This is a genomic window from Pseudomonas sp. BF-R-01 (genome assembly GCF_019946615.1).
Taxonomy (GTDB): domain Bacteria; phylum Pseudomonadota; class Gammaproteobacteria; order Pseudomonadales; family Pseudomonadaceae; genus Aquipseudomonas; species Aquipseudomonas migulae.
The window spans coordinates 45995-67536 of sequence record NZ_JAGYFX010000006.1 but is presented as its reverse complement, the minus strand read 5'-3'; the positions used below and the strand labels follow the sequence as shown (position 1 = coordinate 67536).

General features: G+C 59.2%; 19 protein-coding genes. 3 read left to right on the top strand and 16 right to left on the bottom strand.

Translation table 11 applies throughout. The annotated features are described in order from the left end of the window. Positions 1-26 precede the first annotated feature (26 nt). The 15 genes from nuoF to KGB27_RS04380 all read right to left on the bottom strand — a co-directional run bounded on the left by nuoF (position 27) and on the right by KGB27_RS04380 (position 16719). Positions 27-1382, bottom strand: coding sequence for an NADH-quinone oxidoreductase subunit NuoF (nuoF, locus tag KGB27_RS04450; RefSeq protein WP_008032727.1), 1356 nt, complete (start codon positions 1380-1382; stop codon positions 27-29). After that, positions 1379-1876, bottom strand: a complete 498-nt coding sequence (gene nuoE / locus KGB27_RS04445; RefSeq protein WP_008020715.1) for an NADH-quinone oxidoreductase subunit NuoE — start codon at positions 1874-1876, stop codon at positions 1379-1381. The genes nuoF and nuoE overlap by 4 nt, the downstream gene beginning before the upstream one ends. Positions 1877-1878: 2 nt before the next feature. Further along, positions 1879-3663, bottom strand: coding sequence for an NADH-quinone oxidoreductase subunit C/D (gene nuoC / locus KGB27_RS04440; RefSeq protein ID WP_008032726.1), 1785 nt, complete (start codon positions 3661-3663; stop codon positions 1879-1881). Positions 3664-3735: 72 nt separating this feature from the next. Further along, positions 3736-4410 (bottom strand): NuoB/complex I 20 kDa subunit family protein, encoded by a 675-nt coding sequence (locus KGB27_RS04435; protein WP_008032725.1) that lies wholly within the window; start codon positions 4408-4410, stop codon positions 3736-3738. A gap of 10 nt (positions 4411-4420) precedes the next feature. After that, positions 4421-4834: an NADH-quinone oxidoreductase subunit A gene (locus KGB27_RS04430; RefSeq protein ID WP_003223812.1), complete on the bottom strand. Its 414-nt coding sequence runs from the start codon at positions 4832-4834 to the stop codon at positions 4421-4423. 645 nt (positions 4835-5479) lie between these two features. Then, positions 5480-6805, bottom strand: coding sequence for an isocitrate lyase (gene aceA / locus KGB27_RS04425; protein WP_008032724.1), 1326 nt, complete (start codon positions 6803-6805; stop codon positions 5480-5482). A 475-nt stretch (positions 6806-7280) separates the two neighbouring features. After that, positions 7281-8042 carry a secretin N-terminal domain-containing protein gene (locus tag KGB27_RS04420; RefSeq protein WP_008041242.1) on the bottom strand — a complete coding sequence of 254 codons (762 nt, stop codon included), beginning with the start codon at positions 8040-8042 and terminating at the stop codon, positions 7281-7283. Positions 8043-8363: 321 nt separating this feature from the next. Beyond that, positions 8364-8789, bottom strand: a complete 426-nt coding sequence (locus KGB27_RS04415) for a GNAT family N-acetyltransferase (RefSeq protein WP_017339601.1) — start codon at positions 8787-8789, stop codon at positions 8364-8366. Continuing rightward, complete coding sequence (locus KGB27_RS04410; RefSeq protein WP_192227332.1) at positions 8782-9951, bottom strand: cupin domain-containing protein; 1170 nt, start codon at positions 9949-9951, stop codon at positions 8782-8784. Before KGB27_RS04410 ends, KGB27_RS04415 begins: the two co-directional genes overlap by 8 nt. A gap of 86 nt (positions 9952-10037) precedes the next feature. Next, positions 10038-11408, bottom strand: coding sequence for an adenylosuccinate lyase (purB, locus tag KGB27_RS04405; RefSeq protein ID WP_008032719.1), 1371 nt, complete (start codon positions 11406-11408; stop codon positions 10038-10040). 127 nt (positions 11409-11535) lie between these two features. Then, the gene (gene hflD, locus KGB27_RS04400) at positions 11536-12159 is read right to left on the bottom strand and encodes a high frequency lysogenization protein HflD (protein ID WP_008032717.1); all 624 of its coding nucleotides are present in this window, start codon (positions 12157-12159) and stop codon (positions 11536-11538) included. After that, a complete protein-coding gene (gene mnmA / locus KGB27_RS04395; protein ID WP_008041236.1) occupies positions 12156-13301 on the bottom strand; it encodes a tRNA 2-thiouridine(34) synthase MnmA in 1146 nt (381 codons plus the stop codon). The genes hflD and mnmA overlap by 4 nt, the downstream gene beginning before the upstream one ends. Before the next feature lie 59 nt (positions 13302-13360). Beyond that, positions 13361-13807 (bottom strand): NUDIX hydrolase, encoded by a 447-nt coding sequence (locus KGB27_RS04390; RefSeq protein WP_008041234.1) that lies wholly within the window; start codon positions 13805-13807, stop codon positions 13361-13363. A gap of 190 nt (positions 13808-13997) precedes the next feature. Further along, a complete protein-coding gene (locus tag KGB27_RS04385) occupies positions 13998-16223 on the bottom strand; it encodes an NADP-dependent isocitrate dehydrogenase (RefSeq protein ID WP_207286634.1) in 2226 nt (741 codons plus the stop codon). A gap of 268 nt (positions 16224-16491) precedes the next feature. Beyond that, the gene (locus KGB27_RS04380; protein WP_032829130.1) at positions 16492-16719 is read right to left on the bottom strand and encodes a hypothetical protein; all 228 of its coding nucleotides are present in this window, start codon (positions 16717-16719) and stop codon (positions 16492-16494) included. Here KGB27_RS04380 and icd point away from each other — a divergent pair. Next, positions 16718-17974 (top strand): NADP-dependent isocitrate dehydrogenase, encoded by a 1257-nt coding sequence (gene icd, locus KGB27_RS04375; RefSeq protein ID WP_008033986.1) that lies wholly within the window; start codon positions 16718-16720, stop codon positions 17972-17974. The genes KGB27_RS04380 and icd overlap by 2 nt on opposite strands. A gap of 61 nt (positions 17975-18035) precedes the next feature. Here icd and KGB27_RS04370 read toward each other — a convergent pair whose 3' ends face one another. Next, complete coding sequence (locus KGB27_RS04370; protein ID WP_223449314.1) at positions 18036-18317, bottom strand: cold shock domain-containing protein; 282 nt, start codon at positions 18315-18317, stop codon at positions 18036-18038. 225 nt (positions 18318-18542) lie between these two features. Between KGB27_RS04370 and clpS the strand changes: the two genes are divergently transcribed. Then, a complete protein-coding gene (gene clpS / locus KGB27_RS04365) occupies positions 18543-18905 on the top strand; it encodes an ATP-dependent Clp protease adapter ClpS (protein ID WP_015094394.1) in 363 nt (120 codons plus the stop codon). Positions 18906-18935: 30 nt separating this feature from the next. Beyond that, complete coding sequence (clpA, locus tag KGB27_RS04360; RefSeq protein WP_008033994.1) at positions 18936-21206, top strand: ATP-dependent Clp protease ATP-binding subunit ClpA; 2271 nt, start codon at positions 18936-18938, stop codon at positions 21204-21206. Positions 21207-21542 lie beyond the last annotated feature (336 nt).

Sequence of the window (21542 nt, the reverse complement as noted above, 5' to 3'; positions counted from 1 at the left end):
CACGGACCGTTCGCCTTTTTTAAGCGTTAAGCGCCGACTACGATCGGCCTTGCCAGAGGCGGGACGACGGCGCTGACAGGCGCGATGCCGGCTTCGAACTCATGGCGGAAGTATTTGATTGCGCTGCCCAATGGCTCCACGGCACCCGGTGCGTGAGCACAGAAGGTCTTGCCTGGGCCGAGGAAACCGACCAGACCCAGCAGGGTCTCGATGTCGCCTGGCTGGCCTTCGCCGTTCTCGATGGCCATCAGCAGCTTGACGCTCCATGGCAAACCATCGCGGCAAGGGGTGCAGAAACCACAGGATTCGCGGGCGAAGAACTGCTCCATGTTGCGCAGCAGGGAAACCATGTTGACGCTGTCGTCCACCGCCATGGCCAGGCCGGTACCCATACGGGTGCCCACTTTGGCGATGCCGCCGGCGTACATTTGTGCGTCCAGGTGTTCAGGCAACAGGAAACCGGTACCGGCGCCGCCTGGCTGCCAGGCCTTGAGCTTGTAACCGTCGCGCATGCCGCCAGCGTAGTCTTCGAACAACTCGCGACCGGTGACGCCGAATGGCAATTCCCACAGGCCCGGGTTCTTGACCTTGCCGGAGAAGCCCATGAGCTTGGTGCCCATGTCTTCACTGCCTTCGCGCGCCAACGATTTGTACCAGTCCACGCCATCGGCAATGATCGCCGGGACGTTGCACAGGGTTTCAACGTTGTTCACGCAAGTCGGCTTGCCCCACACGCCAACGGCGGCAGGGAAGGGCGGCTTGGAGCGCGGGTTGGCGCGGCGGCCTTCGAGGGAGTTGATCAGTGCGGTTTCTTCACCGCAGATGTAACGCCCGGCGCCGGTGTGGACGAACAGCTCGAAATCGAAGCCGCTGCCCAGGATGTTCTTGCCCAAAAGGCCAGCTGCCTTGGCTTCTTCCACCGCACGGTTGAGGTGCTTGGCGGCGGTGGTGTATTCGCCACGCAGGAAGATGTAGCCACGGTAGGTTTTCAGTGCGCGGGCACTGATCAGCATGCCTTCGATTAGCAGATGGGGCAGTTGCTCCATCAGCATGCGGTCTTTCCAGGTGTTCGGCTCCATTTCATCCGCGTTGCACAGCAGGTAGCGGATGTTGATGGATTCGTCTTTGGGCATCAGGCCCCACTTCACGCCCGTGGGGAAGCCTGCACCGCCGCGACCTTTCAGGCCGGCGTCTTTCACGGTCTGGACGATGTCGTCCTGTGCCATGTCGGCGAAGGCTTTGCGCGCAGCCGCGTAACCGTTCTTGGCCTGGTACTCGTCGAGCCAGACAGCTTCGCCGTCGTCACGCAGACGCCAGGTCAGCGGGTGAGTCTCGGCCGAACGCTTGATGCGGTTGGCAGGACCGAAGGAAGTCAGGGTCATACGTAGCCCTCGAGCAATTTGGCAACGCCGGCAGGCTGCACATCACCGAAAGTGTCGTCGTCGATCATCAACGCCGGCGCCTTGTCGCAGTTGCCGAGGCAGCAGACCGGCAGCAGGGTGAAACGACCGTCGGCGGTGGTCTGGCCCAGGCCGATGCCGAGTTTGCTCTGGATCTCGCTGACTACCGATTCATGGCCGCCGATGTAGCAGACCATGCTGTCGCAGACGCGAATGATGTGGCGACCGACTGGCTGACGGAAGATCTGGCTATAGAAAGTCGCCACGCCTTCAACGTCGCTCGCCGGGATGCCGAGGATCTCGCCGATCGCGTACAGGGCGCCGTCAGGCACCCAGCCACGTTCCTTCTGGACGATCTTCAGGGCTTCGATCGACGCCGCGCGCGGGTCTTCGTAGTGATGCAGCTCGTGCTCGATGGCCGAGCGCTCGGTTTCACTCAAGGTGAAACGGTCTGTCTGGATAAGCGTGCTGTTCATGCTTAGCGGTCCACGTCGGCCATAACGAAATCGATACTACCCAGGTACGCAATCAAGTCCGCGACCATGCTGCCTTTGATCACCGAAGGGATCTGCTGCAGGTGCGGGAAGCTTGGGGTGCGAATCCGGGTGCGGTAGCTCATGGTGCCGCCATCGCTCGTCAGGTAATAACTGTTGATGCCCTTGGTCGCTTCGATCATCTGGAAGGATTCGTTGGCCGGCATGACCGGGCCCCACGAAACTTGCAGGAAGTGCGTGATCAGGGTCTCGATGTGCTGCAGCGTGCGCTCTTTCGGCGGCGGCGTGGTCAGCGGGTGATCCGCCTTGTACGGGCCTTCCGGCATGTTGCGCATGCACTGGTCGATGATCTTGATGCTCTGGCGCATTTCTTCGACGCGCACGATGCAACGGTCGTAGGCATCGCCATTGGCGGCCAGCGGCACTTCGAATTCGAAGTTCTCGTAGCCCGAGTATGGACGCGCTTTACGCAGGTCGAAGTCGCAACCGGTCGAACGCAGGCCTGCACCGGTGACGCCCCATTCGAGGGCCTCTTTGGTGTTGTAGGCAGCGACGCCGATGGTCCGGCCACGCAGGATGCTGTTGTCCAGGGCGGCTTTCTGGTATTCGTCCAGACGCTTTGGCATCCACTCGACGAAGTCTTTCACCAGCTTTTCCCAGCCGCGCGGCAGGTCGTGGGCGACGCCACCGATGCGGTACCAGGCCGGGTGCAGACGGAAACCGGTAATGGCTTCGATCACCGTGTACGCCTTCTGGCGGTCGGTGAAGGTGAAGAACACCGGGGTCATGGCGCCGACGTCCTGGATGTAGGTACCCAGGAACAGCAGGTGGCTGGTGATCCGGAAGAACTCGGCCATCATGATGCGGATGACGTCGACCTTCTCGGGCACCTTGATGCCGGCCAGCTTCTCGACCGAGAGCACGTACGGCAGGTTGTTCATCACGCCGCCGAGGTAGTCGATACGGTCGGTGTATGGGATGAAGCTGTGCCAGGACTGACGCTCGGCCATCTTCTCGGCACCACGGTGGTGGTAGCCGACGTCCGGTACGCAGTCGACGATCTCTTCACCGTCCAGCTGCAGGATGATGCGGAACGCACCGTGCGCGGAAGGGTGGTTGGGACCAAGGTTGAGGAACATGTAGTCCTCGTTCGCACCGGAACGCTTCATGCCCCAGTCTTCAGGCTTGAAGCGCGCGGCTTCTTCCTCAAGCTGTTGCTTGGCCAGGTTCAGGGTGAACGGGTCGAACTCGGTGGCACGGGCCGGGAAGTCCTTGCGCAGCGGGTGACCTTCCCAGGTCGGCGGCATCATGATGCGGGTCAGGTGCGGGTGGCCGGCAAAGTCGATGCCGTACATGTCCCACACTTCACGCTCGTACCAGTTGGCGTTCGGCCAGATCCCGGTGACGGTCGGCACGCTGAGGTCGCTCTCGGACAAGGCGACCTTGATCATCACGTCACTATTACGTTCGATCGACATCAGGTGATAGAACACGGTGAAGTCGGCGCCGCTTGGCAGCCCTTGACGCTTGGTGCGCAGACGCTCGTCCACGCCGTGCAGGTCATAGAGCATGACGTACGGCTTGGGCAGGTTGCGCAGGAAGGTCATCACTTCGACGAGTTTGGCGCGGGCAACCCAAAGCACCGGCATGCCGGTGCGGGTAGGCTGGGCGGTGAACGCCTCGGGGCCAAAACGGTTATTCAGTTCGACGACCACATCCTGGTCGTCTGCCTTGTAAGGCGGGATGTACAGAGCACTGCCTGTAGTCATGGTTATTTATCGCTTTCGGTCAACGTAAAGAATGAAGCCAGTGTCTCGTTCTATATAAGAAGCAGATCTGGATCAGACTTCGTCGGGGCTGCGCAGGTTGGTGACTGCGATTCGCTGTTCGCGGCGCTTGTCCTTCTCGGAAGGCATCTCGGCGCGATACACGCCTTGATCGCCAACGACCCAGGAAAGCGGGCGACGCTCCTGTCCTATCGACTCCTGCAAAAGCATCAAGCCTTGCAGAAAAGCTTCAGGGCGGGGCGGGCAGCCAGGCACGTAGACGTCCACGGGCAGGAACTTGTCCACCCCTTGAACGACTGAGTAGATGTCGTACATGCCACCGGAGTTGGCGCACGAACCCATGGAGATGACCCATTTAGGTTCGAGCATTTGCTCGTAGAGACGCTGAATGATCGGCGCCATCTTGATGAAGCAGGTACCGGCGATAACCATGAAATCCGCCTGACGCGGCGATGCCCGGATAACCTCGGCGCCAAAGCGCGCGATGTCGTGGGGCGCCGTGAAGGCGGTGGTCATTTCCACGTAGCAGCACGAAAGGCCGAAGTTATACGGCCACAGGGAGTTCTTGCGCCCCCAGTTGATCGTGCCGTTAAGCACGTCTTCGAGCTTGCCCATGAAGATGTTTTTGTGGACTTGATCTTCTAACGGATCGGAAACGGTTTCCCGTTCGCCAATCGGATACTGCTCGTTAGGAGCATCGGGGTCGATCCTGGTGAGATTGTATTGCATTGCCAAAGCCTCATTGTTTCAGCTTCGCTTGCCGCTTACGACGAGCTTCCGGAGCCCAGTCAAGGGCGCCCACTCGGAATAGGTAGACAAGGCCTGCCAACAGAATTGCTATGAAAACGAGAGCTTCGACGAATCCGGTCCAGCCGCTTTCGCGGACGGACACAGACCAGGCAAAGAGAAAAAGGGCTTCGATATCGAAGATCACGAAGAGCATCGCGACCAGATAGAATTTGGCTGAGAGCCGCAAGCGGGCGCCACCTGTAGGTAGCATGCCGGACTCGAACGGTTCGTTTTTGCTGCGGCCCCAGGCTTTTGACCCGAGGAGGCTGGAGACGCCGAGCATGAAGGCGCAAAGGCCGACGACGCCCAGAAGGAAAATGGCAAAGCCCCAGTTGTGGGCCATGAGTCCTGTCGCTTCGGGCATGCTGGTAATCCTTAACAGAGAGCAAAGGTCTCTGAGCTTGAAAAAGAAACAAAGCAGTGACGATATGTCGCAGCAATCAATCCCGCTGATTTTATGGCACAACACCGTGCAAGTAAAATTCCTATAGCGAAATTATTTATAGGAATAAGGACATAGCGCACCTCCAAAGTCCCGCAGCCCATGCGTTGCGGGCATTAGCAGGCTTTTCATCAATTATGTTTTGTAGGGAATGTAACGAACATAGTTTGAGCTAAATGATAATCAATATTGTTTGAAACGGTTTTCAAACTGTTTAACGGGTAGGTGGGTGGAAAGTTGTCTTATATGCGCGTTACTGCAAGTAGCGGGCGGCACCGTTTTACCCTGTTTTTCTGATCGTGAAACTGCGCTGGATCAAGGATTTTTCCTGAATCACCACCGTCCCCTCTGTAGGAGTGAGCCTGCTCGCGATAGCGGTCTGTCAGGTGGCATCTTTGCCGGATGTGCCGGCCTCATCGCGAGCAGGCTCGCTCCTACAAGGGGTTTGTGGTGGCTCGTAAATCGCAGGCAAAAAAAACGCCCCGAACCAGTCGGGGCGTCAGATGTGCGGCATTGCGGTTAGCTTTTTATTCGGTCCGCAACGGCCGTTCGTTCAGGCGAAGCAGATCAGTGGAACTGTTCTTCTTCAGTCGAACCGGTCAGTGCGGTAACCGACGACGAGCCGCCCTGGATCACGGTGGTCATGTCGTCGAAGTAGCCGGTGCCCACTTCCTGCTGGTGAGCCACGAAGGTGTAACCCTTGGCGGCGTCGGCGAATTCCTGCTCTTGCAGCTTCACGTAGGCAGTCATGTCGTTGCGGGCGTAGTCGTGCGCCAGGTTGAACATGCTGTGCCACATGTTGTGAATGCCGGCCAGGGTGATGAACTGGTGCTTGTAACCCATGGCGGACAGTTCGCGCTGGAACTTGGCGATGGTCGCGTCGTCCAGGTTTTTCTTCCAGTTGAAGGAAGGCGAGCAGTTGTACGACAGCAGTTGGTCCGGGTATTCCTTCTTGATCGCTTCAGCGAAGCGACGGGCTTCGTCCAGATCCGGCTTGGCGGTTTCGCACCAGATCAGGTCGGCGTACGGAGCGTAAGCCAGGCCGCGAGCGATTGCCTGGTCCAGGCCGGCGCGCACTTTGTAGAAGCCTTCCTGGGTACGTTCGCCAGTCACGAATGGCTGGTCGTACGGGTCGCAGTCGGAAGTCAGCAGGTCGGCCGCGTTAGCGTCGGTACGTGCCAGGATGATGGTCGGAGTACCGGCAACGTCAGCCGCCAGACGGGCAGCGGTCAGCTTCTGTACGGCTTCCTGGGTAGGAACCAGTACCTTGCCGCCCATGTGGCCGCATTTTTTCACGGAAGCCAGTTGGTCTTCGAAGTGAACGCCGGCGGCGCCTGCTTCGATCATGCTCTTCATCAGCTCGTAGGCGTTCAGTACGCCGCCGAAACCGGCTTCGGCGTCAGCCACGATTGGTGCGAAGTAGTCGATGTAACCTTCGTCGCCCGGGCCCTTGCCGGCTTTCCACTGGATCTGGTCAGCACGACGGAACGAGTTGTTGATGCGCTTGACCACGGTTGGAACCGAGTCCACCGGGTACAGCGACTGGTCCGGGTACATCGATTCGGCGGAGTTGTTGTCCGCAGCAACCTGCCAGCCCGACAGGTAGATCGCCTGGATGCCGGCTTTGACTTGTTGTACAGCCTGGCCGCCGGTCAGGGCGCCCATGCAGTTGACGAAATCTTTCTCAGGACGGAAGGACGGCTTGGCGCCCTGGGTGACCAGGTTCCAGAGCTTCTCGGCGCCGAGTTTTGCAAAGGTGTGCTCAGGTTGAACCGAGCCACGCAGGCGGACGACGTCAGCAGCGGAGTAAGCGCGTGTCACGCCTTTCCAGCGTGGGTTTTCAGCCCAGTCTTTTTCGAGGGCTGCAATTTGCTGTTCGCGTGTCAGTGCCATGGAGATAAACCTCGTCGCGTCTTTTACGGAAAGTTGTTCTGCGGTGGAAAATTCATGCGCTCGCAGACCAGAAGCTTAGGCGGTCAAGTCGAATTCGGCGGGGTTGGCGACGGGATGAACGATGGGCTCGAGGGGAAGTGAGCAGGTAAGGGCGGACTGGCGAGCGCATTCGGGCGTCGTGGGCCTTTATACGAACTTCAGTGTGATGCCGGGTTACCTAAATACGCTTCCGTCCCTCGGGACAACTTCGTTCCAGTCGGCAACCTCGTCAAACACACCTTGTGGGCGGTACAGACACGAAACGGCTCGCGGGGTAGGTGCGAGCATCGCCTCGAAGGCCCTTGCCAGGGCCCCTGATTAGCGGGAGCGAGGCCATCATGCCTTCGCTTTTTTGGCTCGTCAAACGTTTTGTAGTGCTTTTTTTATGGCACTACATCTTTGGTCTAATACGACTAATCAGTCAGTTTTTGGTGGTTTAGTCCAAAGTATCGACTTTCACCCGCAGGGTCATGTCATCCCGGCCCTGAGTCGAGTAGCTGCGGGTCATGCCCTGTTTGTCGGCCTGAGTCTGGTGATTCACGCCGGCGAGGGTGATCCATTCGCCGAGGCGGCCGGTGACGGTTGTGTCGGTGCTTTGCACGTTCACTACATCGGGACGTTCCTGGCTCATGCGGTCACGGTTGGTACTGATCGACAGGTGAACGATGTCGCCGGTGACGCTGGCGGTGACATAGAAACCCTGGGTGACGTTGCGGTATTCGGTCTGGCTGCGGGGATCGCCATACGAATCGATCTGCGTGCTGGTCAGCGGCACGCTCTGGCCGACCTGGATCAGCGCCGGTGTGCCTTCGCTGGCCTGGACTTGCTGAATGCCGCCGTCACGGCTTTCGGTGCTGCGATTGATGATTCGGGTCTGGCTGGGTTTGGCGCCGTTCACCGAATAACCCTGATCGCCCTGGAAGTTGTTTTCGTTGGTGTCGACGGTGATCAGCAGGCGCTTGGGCTGAGTGTCGAGTTGGGCGATAAGCGCTTTAAGTTCGTCGATCTTGCGCTGATCGGCATTGACGATCAGTTGGTTGCCGTAGGCGCTGACCTGGCCGTCCTTGCCGATAAAGTCCTGCGCCATCGGCAGCATGTCGGCGCTGGTGTGGTAGTTCAACGGCACGATCTCGGTGGCTGCCATGACCGAAAAACTGCAGGTCAGCAGCAGCGTGGTGAGCAGGGTGCGTAGGGACATATCCGTTATCTCCGGCCTTGAAGTTTGTGTGTAGGAGCCAGCTTGCTGGCGATGGTCGTCAACGATGACGCTGGAAGCCTGATACCCCGCGGCACTCTCACGACCATCGCGAGCAGGCTCGCTCCTACAGGTCTTGAGTTTGCCAGTTTGTCGGCCCGGCGTGGGGCAAGTTGAATCGTAGACAGCAAAACGCCCCGGCATCCGAAAATGGCGGGGCGTTTTGTGGTGTGCTTTCGGGCCTCTTCGCGGGCAAGCCTCGCTCCTACAGGTTCAGTGTGATTCTGTAGGAGCGAAGCTTGCTCGCGAAGGCCGCGCCGCGGTTTAAGCCGAGTGCCGCACCATGTCCACATGCGGAATCCCGGCTTCCAGGAACTCCTCACTGACCAGGCTGAAGCCCAGGCGCTCATAGAACGCCGTCGCCTGTACCTGCGCGCTCAGCATCTGCTGCTTCAGCCCGCGCTTCTCGGCTTCACCGATCACCGCTTGCATCAGCGCATCGCCAACCTTCAAGCCGCGCCAGTCTTTCAGCACCGAAACCCGGCCAACATGCCCATCGGGCAGCAGGCGTGCGGTGCCAATCGGAAAGTCACCTTCGAAGGCCAGGAAATGCACCGCTGTTGCGTCATCTGCATCCCATTCCAGCTCGGGCGGAACGGATTGCTCGGCGATGAACACCGTCTCACGAATGCGCCGGATCTCGGCGTTATCCTTTTGCCAGTCTGCGACACGTACGTGAATTTTATTCATCGGCAAACCCCAGGCTTCCTTGCTTGATCAGTTCGCAAATCAAGCCGCGACCGTCTTCGTCGCTCAGCCATTCGCCGAGGTTGTCGATGTGCAGCGCATCGGCGGCACAGATCAACTTCAGCAGATCGCGCAGTTTGCCCGGCAGATAACGGCTCTGACCGCTGGCGAACAGCAGCAGGTCGTCATCGACTTCGGACCAGGCCATGCGGGCGCTTGGGTTGCGGATCAGTACGGCGCCTTGCTCCAGGCTGGCAAGCAGGTCGTCTTCTTCGATTTCTTCAGGGCCGACCACCAGTTCCGGGTAGCGCGGTTCGGTCATGAACTGGCCGAACCAGGTCAGCAGCAGGCGTTCGTCGCTCATGTGCTCGGCCAGCAGGGCTTTCAGGCGATCGAGGGCGTCGTGCTGGATCTGATGTGGATCAACCGCAGGCAGGGCGTCGGCGTCGGTGTAACGCTCTTCGTCAGTCAGGAACTGGCTGAGGAAGTCGGTGAAGTGGGTCAGCACTTCAGCGGCGCTCGGTGCGCGGAAGCCTACGGAGTAGGTCAGGCAGTCATCGACGGCCACACCGCAGTGGGCCAGGCGTGGCGGCAGGTAGAGCATGTCGCCCGGTTCCAGGACCCACTCATCGGTGGCTTCGAAATCAGCCAGGATGCGCAGGTCTGCGTGTTGCAGCATCGGGCTTTCGGAGTTGCACATCTGGCCGATTTTCCAGTTGCGCTTGCCGTGGCCTTGCAGCAGGAACACGTCGTAGTTGTCGAAGTGCGGACCGACGCTGCCACCTGGGGCGGCGAAGCTGATCATCACGTCGTCGATGCGCCAGCTCGGCAGGAAGCGGAACTGTTCCAGCAGTTCACTGACTTCCGGCACGAATTGGTCAACCGCTTGCACCAGCAGGGTCCATTCGGTTTCCGGCAGCTTGCTGAATTCGTCTTCGGCGAACGGGCCGCGGCGCAATTCCCAAGGGCGCTCGCCGTGCTCGATGATCAGGCGCGATTCAACTTCTTCTTCCAGCGCCAGGCCGGCCAGTTCGTCGGCGTCGATCGGGCTTTCGAAATCAGGGATCGCCTGACGGATCAGCAGGGGTTTTTTCTGCCAGTAGTCACGCAGGAATTCGCGCGCCGTGATGCCGCCCAGAAGTTGAAGAGGAATGTCAGGATTCATGTGTAACCTATTGAAAAAAAGCACTTTTCAGACGGGAATAAAAACGCCCGGCGCTGCCGGGCGTCTCAAACGGGTAAAGCGGTCGATCAGATGCGCTTGGCTTGCTCTACAGCGTTGCCGATGTAGTTCGCCGGGGTGAGCAGTTTCAGCTCGGCCTTGGCGGCGGCAGGCATGTCCAGCCCGTCGATGAAAGTTTGCAGCGCTTCAGGGCTGATGCCCTTGCCACGGGTCAACTCTTTCAGCTTCTCGTACGGGTTTTCGATGTTATAGCGACGCATCACGGTCTGGATCGGCTCGGCCAGGACTTCCCAGCAAGCATCGAGGTCAGCAGCGATTTTCTGAGCGTTGAGCTCCAGTTTGCTGATGCCTTTGAGGCTGGCTTCGTATGCGATCACGCTGTGGGCGAAGCCGACACCGAGGTTGCGCAGTACGGTGGAGTCGGTCAGGTCGCGCTGCCAGCGGGAGATCGGCAGTTTGCTCGCCAGGTGCTGGAACAGTGCGTTGGCGATGCCCAGGTTGCCTTCGGAGTTTTCGAAGTCGATCGGGTTGACCTTGTGCGGCATGGTCGACGAACCGATTTCGCCAGCGATGGTGCGCTGTTTGAAATAACCCAGGGAGATGTAGCCCCAGATGTCGCGGTCGAAGTCGATCAGGATGGTGTTGAAGCGCGCGATCGCGTCGAACAGCTCGGCGATGTAGTCGTGCGGTTCGATCTGCGTGGTGTACGGGTTGAAGCCCAGGCCCAGCTCGTCTTCGATGAAGGCGCGGGCGTTGGCTTCCCAGTCGATCTCAGGGTAGGCCGACAGGTGAGCGTTGTAGTTGCCGACTGCGCCGTTGATCTTGCCCAGCAGCGGAACGGCAGCGACTTGAGCGATCTGACGCTCCAGACGGTAAACCACGTTTGCCAGCTCTTTGCCCAGGGTGGTCGGCGAGGCCGGTTGACCGTGGGTGCGCGACAGCATCGGCACGTCAGCGAAACGGATGGCCAGTTCGCGGATGGCTTCGGCAGTCTGGCGCATCAGCGGCAGCATGACGTCATCACGGCCTTCGCGCAGCATCAGGGCGTGGGACAGGTTGTTGATGTCCTCGCTGGTGCAGGCAAAGTGGATGAATTCGCTGACAGCCGCCAGTTCCGGCAGCTTGGCCGCTTGCTCTTTGAGCAGGTATTCGATGGCTTTGACGTCGTGGTTGGTGGTGCGCTCGATCTCTTTGACACGCTCGGCGTGCTCCAGAGAGAAGTTTTCCGCCAGGGTGTTCAGCACAGCGTTGGCTTCGGCGGAAAACGCCGGCACTTCGCTGATGGCAGGGTGAGCGGCGAGGCGCTGGAGCCAGCGCACTTCAACCAGCACGCGAGCACGGATCAGGCCGTATTCGCTGAAAATTGGGCGCAGGGCCTGGGTTTTGCCGGCGTAGCGGCCGTCAACAGGGGAAACCGCAGTGAGCGAAGAAAGCTGCATGGGGTGTTCTCGGACAGTCGGGCAACGAAATGGGGCGCGTATCATACATGAAAAAATCCACCGGTCCGTTGCCAACTGACCAGCGTATTACGCGTTACTGACTACAAAACGGTGTTGCGGGCGCGGTTCAGCTGCTGCGCATCAGCGGGTAAAGCTCTTTCAGCAATTTGCGGCGGCTGACGACTAACTGCCAGCGATGACCGCCCAACTGCCGCCACAGGCGCGCCGAACGAATCCCGGCCAGCAACAGCGCGCGGATCTTCGAAGCGTTGCTCGGCTGCTGCAGGTTGCGCATGTCGCCGTGAACCTGAATCCGTTGGCGCAAGGTGCTCAGGGTGTCCTGGTACAGCGCGCCGCAGGCGGCGATCACATTTTCGTGCGCCGGGCCGAAGTGTTCGACCTGGGATTGAATCTGCGGCAGGCGTTTGCCGATCACCTCGAGCATGTCGCCGCGCTTGGCCAGTTGCCGCTCCAGCCCGAGCATTGCCAGGGCGTAGCGCAGCGGTTCGCGCTGCAGGGTGCTCGGGTCGCGTTCAAGGGCGCCGATCAGCGCGCGATAACCTTCGCGCAGATTGATGTCGTCGCCGCCGTAGACTTCCAGCGTGTCCTTGGGGTCGCGAATCAGCAGGCTGCCAAGCATGCAGGTCAGGCCGGCTTCGCTGGTCTGGCCGGTCTTGGCGATCTTGTCGACAAGGACGGCGGCGAGAAACACGCCGCCCAGCGCCGTCAGTTGCTCCTGAGTGGGGCTCATTGCTGCTCGCCTTGAAGGGTGCCTTTGCTGGTCCACGGTTCTGCCACTTCAATCACGCCGCCGCCGAGGCAGATTTCGCCGTCGTAGAACACCACGGACTGACCCGGAGTGACCGCGCGTTGCGGCTCATCGAAGGTCGCGCGGTAGCCGGTGGCGGTTTTCTCCAGCGTGCACGACTGGTCGCTCTGGCGATATCGCACTTTGGCGGTCAGCTTGCGCGGCTCGCTCAGGTCGATCGGGTTGACCCAATAGATGTCCGAGGCGAGCAAGGCGCGGGAGAACAGGTAAGGGTGGTCATTGCCCTGGCCAACGATCAGTTCGTTGTGCTCCAGGTCCTTGATCAGCACGTACCACGGCTCGTCGCTGGCGTCTTTCAAGCCGCCGATGCCCAGGCCCTGACGCTGGCCGATGGTGTGGTACATCAAGCCGTGGTGGCGGCCGATGACTTCACCTTCGGTGGTTTTGATTTCGCCTGGCTGCGCCGGCAGGTATTGCTTGAGGAAGTCGCTGAAGCGGCGTTCGCCGATAAAGCAGATCCCGGTGGAATCCTTTTTCTTCGCGGTGGCGAGTTCGTATTTCTCGGCAATCGCCCGCACTTGCGGTTTTTCCAGCTCGCCGACCGGGAACAGGGTCTTGGCGATCTGTTCGCCGCCGACGGCGTGCAGGAAGTAGCTCTGGTCCTTGTTCGGGTCCAGGCCCTTGAGCAGTTCGGTACGGCCGTCGATGTCGCGGCGGCGTACGTAGTGGCCGGTGGCGATCAGGTCGGCGCCGAGCACCATGGCGTAGTCGAGGAACGCCTTGAACTTGATTTCGCGGTTGCACAGGATGTCCGGGTTCGGCGTGCGACCGGCCTTGTATTCGGCCAGGAAGTGCTCGAACACGTTGTCCCAGTACTCGGCGGCGAAGTTGGCGGTGTGCAGCTTGATGCCAATTTTGTCGCACACGGCCTGGGCGTCCGCCAGGTCGTCCATGGCGGTGCAGTATTCCGTTCCATCGTCTTCTTCCCAGTTCTTCATGAACAGGCCTTCCACCTCATAACCCTGCTCGATCAGCAGGAGGGCGGAAACGGAAGAGTCCACGCCGCCGGACATGCCGACAATGACGCGCTTCTTTTGTGTGTCAGAAGGGGCTGGATCACGCATAGGGATTCAATGAGTGTCTTGAAAAAGGACGCGATTCTAGCAGGCCGCAGCCCACAAGGCTAAAGAGAAGGGCGGATCAGTTCGAGGCCGAAGTGTTTACCGTCCAGATAATCATCGATACAGCGGATGATCAGCTCACTGCGCCAGTTTGCGCGTTGTGCCAGCAGTTCGTCACGCGTCAGCCATTTTGCGCCGACGATGCCGTCATCCAGCTGATAGTCGGGGTGATGCTTGAGCGGTTTTGCGATGAAGCAGACTCGCTGATACGTCACGCCGTTGCTGGGCGCGGTGTAGAGGTAAATGCCCACCACGCCGGTCGCCTCGACGTCCCAGCCGGTTTCTTCGAGGGTTTCGCGTACGGCGGCTTCGGTCAGGGTTTCGTTCGGGTCGAGGTGGCCGGCGGGCTGGTTGAGCACCGTCCGTCCGTGCTTGGTTTCTTCGACCATCAGGAAGCGGCCATTGTCTTCGACGATGGTGGCTACGGTGATGTGGGGTTTCCAGTCCATAGATAGTCCTCAAATGTTGAAATGCGAAACCTGTAGGAGCCGGCTTGCCGGCGATCGCGGAGTGTCAGCCAATAAAAATGTTGAATGATAAACCGCAATCGCCAGCAAGCCGGCTCCTACAAGGTTGTGGTCAGCCTGTAGAAACAGAAACCCCGGCACTGGGCCGGGGCTTCTTTGCATCCTTACAACCTTAAACCAGCGCAGCGATCGCGGCGTTGAAAGTGTTGCTTGGGCGCATGGCCTTGCTGATCAGCTCGGCATTGGCGTGGTAGTAACCGCCGATGTCCACTGGCTTGCCCTGAACGGCGTTGAGCTCGGCAACGATGGTCGCCTCGTTCTCGGTCAGGGTTTTTGCCAGCTCGCCGAACTGCGCTTGCAGTGCAGCGTCTTCAGTCTGGGCGGCCAGGGCCTGAGCCCAGTACAGCGCCAGGTAGAAGTGGCTGCCGCGGTTGTCGATGTTGCCGACTTTGCGCGATGGCGACTTGTTGTTGTCCAGGAACTGGCCGGTGGCCTGGTCCAGGGTCTTGGCCAGAACCAGCGCCTTAGGGTTGTTGTAAGTAACGCCCAGGTGCTCAAGGGAAGCGGCCAGGGCGAGGAACTCGCCCAGGGAATCCCAGCGCAGGAAGTTCTCTTCCAGCAGTTGCTGAACGTGCTTCGGTGCCGAACCGCCGGCGCCGGTTTCGAACAGGCCGCCGCCGTTCATCAACGGAACGATCGACAGCATCTTGGCGCTGGTGCCCAGTTCCATGATCGGGAACAGGTCGGTCAGGTAGTCGCGCAGTACGTTGCCGGTCACCGAGATGGTGTCCTTGCCTTCGCGGGTGCGGCCCAGGGTGAAGGCCATCGCGTCGACTGGCGACATGATGCGGATGTCCAGGCCGGAGGTGTCGTGATCCTTCAGGTAAGCCTGAACTTTCTCGATCACTACGCCGTCGTGAGCGCGCATTGGGTCCAGCCAGAAAATCGCCGGGGTGCTGCTTGCGCGAGCACGGTTGACGGCCAGTTTGACCCAGTCCTGGATCGGCGCGTCTTTGGTCTGGCACATGCGGAAGATATCGCCGGCTTCAACCGACTGCTCCAGCAACAAGGTGCCTTTGCTGTCCGTCACGCGGACAACGCCGTTGGTCTTGATCTGGAAAGTCTTGTCGTGCGAGCCGTACTCTTCGGCTTTTTTCGCCATCAGGCCAACGTTTGGCACGCTGCCCATGGTGGTTGGATCGAAAGCGCCGTGCAGCTTGCAGTCTTCGATAACGGCCTGGTAGATGGTGGCGTAGCAGCGATCCGGGATCACAGCCTTGGTGTCGTGCAGCTGACCGTCAGTGCCCCACATTTTGCCGGAGTCACGGATCATCGCCGGCATCGAGGCGTCGACGATCACGTCGCTCGGCACGTGCAGGTTGGTGATGCCTTTGTCGGAGTTGACCATGGCCAGCGAAGGACGAACGGCGTAGACCGCCTGGATGTCCGCTTCGATCTGCGCTTGTTGCTCGGCAGGCAAAGCCTTGATGCGAGCGTACAGGTCGCCGATGCCGTTGTTCAGGTTGAAGCCGATCTGTGCCAGCACGTCAGCGTGCTTGGCCAGTGCGTCTTTATAGAACTCGGCAACGATCTGGCCGAACATGATCGGGTCGGAGACCTTCATCATGGTGGCTTTCAGGTGAACCGACAGCAGCACGCCCTTGGCTTTGGCGTCTTCGATCTCGGCAGCGATGAAGCTGCGCAGAGCGTTTTTGCTCATGACCGCGCAATCGAGGATCTCACCGGCTTGCACGGTGGTCTTTTCTTTCAGGACGGTGGTGGTGCCGTCTTGAGCGATCAGTTCGATTTTGACGGCGTCAGCGGCGTCGATCAGGGCGGCTTTTTCGCTGCCGTAGAAATCGCCGGTGCTCATGTGCGCGACGTGGGACTTGGAGTCCGCAGCCCAGGCGCCCATTTTGTGCGGGTGCTTGCGAGCGTAGTTCTTGACCGACAGCGGGGCACGACGATCGGAGTTGCCTTCGCGCAGAACCGGGTTCACGGCGCTGCCCTTGATCTTGTCGTAACGCGACTTGGCTTCTTTGTCGGCGTCGCTGGTCACGGTTTCCGGGTAGTCCGGCAGTGCGAAGCCCTGGGCTTGCAGCTCTTTGATCGCGGCCTGCAGTTGCGGAACCGAAGCACTGATGTTCGGCAGCTTGATGATGTTGGCTTCTGGCGTAACGGCCAGGTCGCCCAGTTCGGCGAGGTGGTCGGCTACGGCTTTGTCACCCAATTGCTCGGGGAAGCTGGCCAGGATGCGCCCTGCAAGAGAGATATCGCGGGTTTCAACGGCGATATCAGCCGAAGCGGTGAACGCTTCTACGATAGGCAACAGTGAATAGGTGGCGAGGGCTGGGGCTTCGTCGGTGAAGGTATAGATGATCTTCGAGCGGGTGGGCATATTCGGATTAACTCTCTCTTCTTTGCTAAAGCGTGCGCAGAAACTCGAGGGGCGCCGGGTAAGCGCGTTCGTTCAAAGTCATCCATGAGCCGAATGTCGAGATTTGTGCGCGGTGATGTTGGGTGCATCAGTCGAGCGTCAAGCGGGTGGACTGCGGTAACAGTCCTGCTTTTTCGGGTCCAAAGTCTCGTGCTAGAGAGGTCGGCCGTCGTGACTCTGTGGTCAGCGGGCGGCATTATACATAGGTAGCTGGCAATCTGCCGATGGTTCATACGTAACGATTGTCGTCCATTGGTCTAAAGGTCGCAGGGGAGTGCAGGGCGTAGAGTCGTTGGCCGTGCTTGAGTTTGGCGCTTTTCCCTTTGCTTTCAGGCTTGTAGAACACGAACTGCGCAGCTTTGCAGTCGATGGGCAGAACATAGGGTTTGCGCGCCGATTTAACTGGGGTACGCTCGGACGAAGCCAGATGTTCAATCCAAACAATGGAGTTCAGCATGGGATACAAGAAGATTCAGGTTCCAGCAGTCGGCGACAAAATCACCGTCAACGCGGACCATTCTCTCAATGTTCCTAACAACCCGATCATCCCCTTCATCGAAGGCGATGGTATTGGCGTTGATATCAGCCCGGTCATGATCAAGGTTGTCGATGCTGCTGTTAAGAAGGCTTACGGCGGCGAGCGCAAAATTTCCTGGATGGAAGTCTACGCCGGGGAGAAAGCGACTCAGGTTTACGATCAGGACACCTGGCTGCCTCAGGAAACCCTGGACGCAGTCAAGGACTACGTGGTTTCCATCAAGGGCCCTCTGACCACGCCGGTCGGCGGCGGCATTCGTTCCCTGAACGTGGCCCTGCGTCAGCAACTCGACCTGTACGTGTGCCTGCGCCCGGTGCGCTGGTTCGAAGGCGTGCCTAGCCCGGTCAAGAAGCCAGGCGACGTCGACATGACCATCTTCCGTGAAAACTCGGAAGACATTTATGCCGGTATCGAGTGGAAGGCCGGTTCGCCGGAAGCGACCAAGGTCATCAAGTTCCTCAAAGAAGAAATGGGCGTCACCAAGATCCGTTTCGACGAAAACTGCGGTATCGGCGTCAAGCCGGTGTCCCTGCAAGGCACCAAGCGTCTGGCGCGCAAGGCCCTGCAGTACGTGGTCGACAACGACCGCGACTCGCTGACCATCGTGCACAAAGGCAACATCATGAAGTTCACCGAAGGTGCCTTCAAGGAATGGGCCTACGAAGTGGCGGCTGAAGAGTTCGGCGCGACCCTGCTCGATGGTGGTCCGTGGATGCAGTTCAAGAACCCGAAAACCGGCAAGAACGTCATCGTCAAGGATGCCATCGCCGACGCCATGCTCCAGCAGATCCTGCTGCGCCCGGCCGAATACGATGTGATCGCGACCCTGAACCTGAACGGCGACTACCTCTCCGACGCCCTGGCGGCGGAAGTGGGCGGTATCGGTATCGCGCCGGGTGCCAACCTGTCCGACACCATCGCCATGTTCGAAGCGACCCACGGTACTGCGCCGAAGTACGCCGGCAAGGACCAGGTCAACCCGGGTTCGCTGATTCTTTCCGCCGAGATGATGCTGCGTCACCTGGGCTGGACCGAAGCGGCCGACCTGATCATCAAGGGCACCAACGGCGCGATTTCCGCGAAGACCGTGACCTATGACTTCGAACGTCTGATGGACGGCGCGAAGCTGGTGTCGTCTTCCGGGTTTGGCGATGCACTGATTTCGCACATGTAAGCGAATCGGCACAAAAAAACCGCCTTCGGGCGGTTTTTTTATGACTGGGTAACGGCTTGCGTCAGTTCGACACTGTTTCTTTGTGGGGGGCGGGTGTGGGCAGTTCGTTAGAGGCAGGCGCCGCCGTAATCTTCACGGCGTGCAGGCCTTTAGGGCCCTGGACGATCTCGAATTTCACGAGCTGCCCGGCCTTGAGGGTTTTGTACCCGTCCATTTCAATGGCGGAATAATGGGCGAAGAAATCAATAAGGCAACCATCCTCGTGGCGACCTTCACTGGTGTCGGTATTGATGAAACCGAACCCTTTGGCATTGTTGAACCATTTCACCTTACCGACAGCCATGCTCATATCCCTCTGCAACAGACTCCATCACTGGAGTATCATCCAGTACATCCGCAGTCGAATCCTGTAAATAAGATTGACTCCGCGGACCTTTTTTACCCACTGTGGGCTCTATTGGTTGTAACACCGTTTTGCCGATAGTCAAGGTGACCCGGCAGTCGGTATTGAAATCGTTCATAACCGTCCCCACTACTGTATTCGCACAACTGACGAACCTTTCTTTCCATGCATGCAATCAGCCAGATTCGACTAACATTCAATCAGGATCGCCCTGATTTACACGACGACGATTCCGCAGGCATTGCTGTTCAGGAGGCCAAGCCTGCTTTACAGGCGCCGCCGATGTACAAGGTGGTTTTGTTTAATGATGACTACACACCGATGGATTTCGTCGTCGAAGTGCTCGAGGTGTTTTTTAACCTGAATCGCGAGCTGGCGACCAAGGTCATGCTGGCCGTCCACACAGAAGGACGGGCAGTATGTGGAGTGTTTACCCGCGACATTGCCGAGACCAAGGCCATGCAGGTCAACCAGTACGCCAGGGAAAGCCAGCATCCGCTACTCTGTGAAATCGAGAAGGACGGTTAATCGCCGACCACTTGGGTATGAGGTGAAGCTATGTTAAACCGCGAGCTCGAAGTCACCCTCAATCTTGCCTTCAAGGAGGCCCGTTCGAAGCGTCATGAATTCATGACCGTCGAACATCTTCTGCTGGCCTTATTGGACAATGAGGCTGCCGCCACCGTTTTGCGTGCCTGCGGCGCCAACCTCGACAAACTCAAGCATGATCTGCAGGAGTTCATCGACTCCACCACGCCGTTGATCCCTATTCATGATGAGGATCGCGAGACCCAACCTACCCTGGGCTTCCAGCGTGTTCTGCAGCGTGCTGTTTTCCACGTACAGAGCTCGGGCAAACGCGAAGTGACTGGCGCAAACGTGCTGGTTGCGATCTTCAGTGAGCAAGAAAGTCAGGCAGTGTTCCTGCTGAAACAGCAGAGCGTTGCACGCATTGATGTCGTCAACTACATCGCACACGGCATTTCCAAAGTGCCGGGGCATGGCGATCACTCTGAAGGTGAGCAAGATATGCAGGACGACGAGGGCGGTGAGTCTTCTTCTTCAGGCAATCCTCTGGATGCTTATGCCAGTAACCTCAACGAACTCGCGCGCCAGGGTCGTATCGATCCGTTGGTAGGTCGTGAGCTCGAAGTCGAGCGTGTCGCGCAGATCCTCGCGCGTCGACGCAAAAACAACCCACTGCTGGTGGGCGAGGCGGGCGTGGGTAAAACCGCGATTGCCGAAGGCCTGGCCAAGCGTATTGTCGACAACCAGGTGCCAGACCTGCTGGCCAACAGCGTGGTGTATTCCCTTGATCTGGGCGCCTTGCTGGCCGGGACCAAATACCGCGGCGATTTCGAGAAACGCTTCAAGGCGTTGCTCAATGAGCTGAAAAAACGTCCGCAGGCGATCCTGTTCATCGACGAAATCCACACCATCATCGGTGCGGGTGCCGCGTCCGGTGGCGTCATGGATGCCTCGAACCTGCTCAAGCCGCTGCTGTCGTCCGGTGACATCCGTTGCATCGGTTCGACCACCTTCCAGGAATTCCGCGGCATCTTCGAGAAGGACCGTGCCCTGGCACGACGCTTCCAGAAAGTCGATGTGTCGGAACCGTCGGTGGAAGACACCATCGGCATCCTGCGCGGCCTGAAAGGGCGTTTCGAGCTCCATCACAATATCGAATACAGTGATGAAGCCCTGCGCGCCGCTGCCGAACTGGCCTCGCGTTACATCAATGACCGGCACATGCCGGACAAGGCCATCGACGTGATCGACGAGGCGGGCGCCTACCAGCGTCTGCAGCCGATCGAGAAACGCGTGAAACGCATCGAAGTGCCTCAGGTCGAGGACATCGTCGCGAAAATCGCGCGGATTCCGCCAAAACACGTCACCAGCTCCGACAAAGAGCTGCTGCGTAACCTTGAGCGTGACCTGAAGCTGACGGTGTTTGGCCAGGATGCCGCAATCGACTCGCTGTCGACTGCGATCAAACTGTCCCGTGCCGGCCTCAAGTCGCCTGACAAGCCTGTCGGTTCGTTCCTGTTCGCAGGCCCGACCGGTGTCGGTAAAACCGAAGCGGCGCGTCAGTTGGCCAAGGCGTTGGGTATCGAGCTGGTTCGTTTCGACATGTCCGAGTACATGGAGCGCCACACCGTATCGCGTCTGATCGGTGCGCCTCCTGGCTACGTCGGGTTTGATCAGGGCGGTCTGCTGACCGAAGCCATTACCAAGCAGCCTCACTGCGTGCTGTTGCTCGATGAAATCGAGAAGGCGCATCCGGAAGTCTTCAACCTGCTGTTGCAGGTCATGGACCACGGTACGCTGACCGATAACAACGGGCGCAAGGCGGACTTCCGTAACGTGATCGTCATCATGACGACCAACGCCGGTGCCGAAACCGCAGCGCGTGCTTCGATCGGTTTCACCCATCAGGACCATTCGTCCGATGCGATGGAAGTGATCAAGAAGAGCTTCACGCCGGAGTTCCGCAACCGTCTGGACACCATTATCCAGTTTGGTCGCCTCAGTCATGAGGTCATCAAAAGCGTGGTGGACAAGTTCCTTACCGAGCTTCAGGCGCAGTTGGAAGACAAGCGCGTGCAGCTGGAAGTGACCGACGCGGCGCGCAGCTGGCTGGCGGCAGGTGGTTACGACTCGGCAATGGGCGCTCGGCCGATGGCGCGTTTGATTCAGGACAAGATCAAGCGTCCGCTGGCGGAAGAGATTCTCTTTGGCGAGCTGGCTGACCATGGTGGCGTGGTGCATATCGATCTGAAGGACGGCGAGCTGACCTTCGAGTTTGAAACCACGGCTGAAATGGCCTGACGGTTGTTGATCTGTTGTAAAGCGAAAGGCGCCTTCGGGCGCCTTTTTTGTTGGCTGCTTGGTTTGGGTGCATATCCGTTTCTTTGGTAACGGCGGCTATTGGTTTCGCCCTTACGGCGAGTCACTTGGAAGAGCCCCAAGTAACCAAGGGCTCTTGCCCCTTTCGTTCGGTGCCTCGCCTAGGCTCGGCATGCCCTCGCTCCGGTCCTGCTCCGTGGGCCCGCCGCCATCGGCCATCCATGGCCGGGGGCGGCTAACCCGGCATCCATGCCGGGTTGCCCACTGCGCAGAACCTGCGCTCGGCCTCTCGAGGGGGCGCTCAGATCAAAAGCGGAA